Here is a 1,931-nt window from a genome sequence, read left to right on the forward strand (position 1 = left end):
TGGGTGCGCCGAGCATGGCGCGTGGTGCGCAATCACCGTTTGACCGGGATGGTATCCGGTCGATGACTTGGAGGTGAAAGTCCTCTACGGGCCCTGGTGATGGGAACCGTTAGCCGAACAGCAAGGGCGTCGTCGTGAGGCGGGGTCTGAAGGAAGCTGTAAGCAAAGTGCCGGCCTGACGAACAGGAAGCGCATAAGAGGCAGTCGCATCAGGGCAAGGGGGCCCATTTACCCAAAGCCCGATATTCACCTGGATGATGCGGCTGTAGATGCGACAGGTATATGGCATGAAGGTCACGCGTCTTACCTCGGGAGGTCTGTTGCCTCGCCACCGGCAACGGTGTGCTACCGCGGCTGAGAAGCGACGGGACAGGGCGGCAGAAGTCAGCAGATGCCGTAGTAGCCGGGACCATCTGGTGAAGGGTTGAACATGAAGTGTCGGATGGAGAACGGTCTTTCGATGACGACAGCAGATGCAGACAATGGGGCCGAAATTCCCCATGCCCATGCGGAAGGTAGTGGCCGGAAGCCGCGAGAGGATGCCTTGGGCGCATCGAACGTCACGGCAGGACCGTCCACCTCACAACCGAAGGCAGCGATGCAACTGATGGAAATGATCATCAGTCGCGAAAACATGATGGCGGCCTTACACCGGGTGGTGTCGAACAAGGGAGCGGCGGGCATCGACAAGATGAGCGTTGGCGACCTGAAGCAGCATCTGGTATCGCATTGGCCGCGCATTAGGGAAGACCTTTTGGCGGGGCGGTATGAGCCAGCGCCGGTGCGCGGGGTTGAAATCCCCAAGCCCGGTGGCGGGAACCGCCTTCTTGGCATTCCCACGGTTCTCGACCGGCTCATCCAGCAGGCGATACATCAGGTGCTGATGCCGATCTTCGACCCAGACTTCTCCAATTCCTCTTTCGGCTTTCGGCCGGAGCGGAGTGCCCATGATGCGATCCTTGCCGCGCGGTCCCATGTGGCCGACGGTTACCGCGTTGTGGTCGATCTTGACCTGGAGAAGTTCTTCGACCGGGTAAACCACGATATGCTGATGGCACGAGTGGCGCGCAAGGTTTACGACAAACGGGTGCTGCGGTTGATCCGCCGCTATCTGCAAGCCGGGTTGATGATGGGCGGGATGACGACAATGCGAAGCGAGGGAACGCCGCAGGGCGGTCCGCTGTCTCCGCTATTATCAAACGTCTTGCTCGACGATCTGGACAAGGAACTGGAACAGCGCGGACATCGCTTCTGCCGCTACGCCGACGACTGTAATATCTATGTGCGGTCAATGCGTGCCGGTCAACGGGTGATGGCTTCGCTCACCACCTTCCTTGAAAAGAGGCTGAAGCTGAAGGTCAACGCCACCAAGAGCGCTGTTGATCGTCCATGTAACCGGGTCTTTCTGGGCTACTCAATGACGGCTCACCGTATGCCCCGCCTTAAGGTGGCGGTACAAAGTGTGAAACGTCTTCGTGGTAAACTGAAAGCCCAGTTCCGGGCTGGGCGTGGCCGGGCCATTGACGTCATCATCAAGGAACTTGTGCCGATCCTGCGCGGTTGGACAGCCTACTTCAAGCTGGCCGATGTGAAGGGGACGTTTGAGGAACTGGATGGATGGGTTCACCGCAAACTGCGGGCGACCCTGTGGCGGCAATGGGCGAAACCAGCCGCGTGCGCAAGAAACCTGATGCAACGGGGCATCAAGAAGGAGCGTGCATGGATAAGTGCCAGCAATGGCCGGGGACCATGGTGGAATGCAAGAACCCCGCACATGCACGAAGCCTTACCCAATGCCTACTTCACCAAGCTCGGGCTGATCTCGTTCCTGAAGGAACATCGACGCCTACACTACGCTTCATGAACCGCCGTATACGGAACCGTACGTACGGTGGTGTGGGGGGAGGGCCTAAAATGCCCTCCTACCCGAT

At 59.0% G+C, this 1,931-nt stretch carries 1 protein-coding gene; it reads left to right on the forward strand.

From position 1 onward, the window contains the following. The first annotated feature begins 460 nt into the window (after positions 1–460). Positions 461–1,864, forward strand: a complete 1,404-nt coding sequence (ltrA, locus tag FJQ48_RS12590) for a group II intron reverse transcriptase/maturase (RefSeq protein ID WP_139975403.1) — start codon at positions 461–463, stop codon at positions 1,862–1,864. Positions 1,865–1,931 lie beyond the last annotated feature (67 nt).

Source organism: Ochrobactrum sp. CGA5, from assembly GCF_006345815.1.
GTDB lineage: Bacteria > Pseudomonadota > Alphaproteobacteria > Rhizobiales > Rhizobiaceae > Brucella.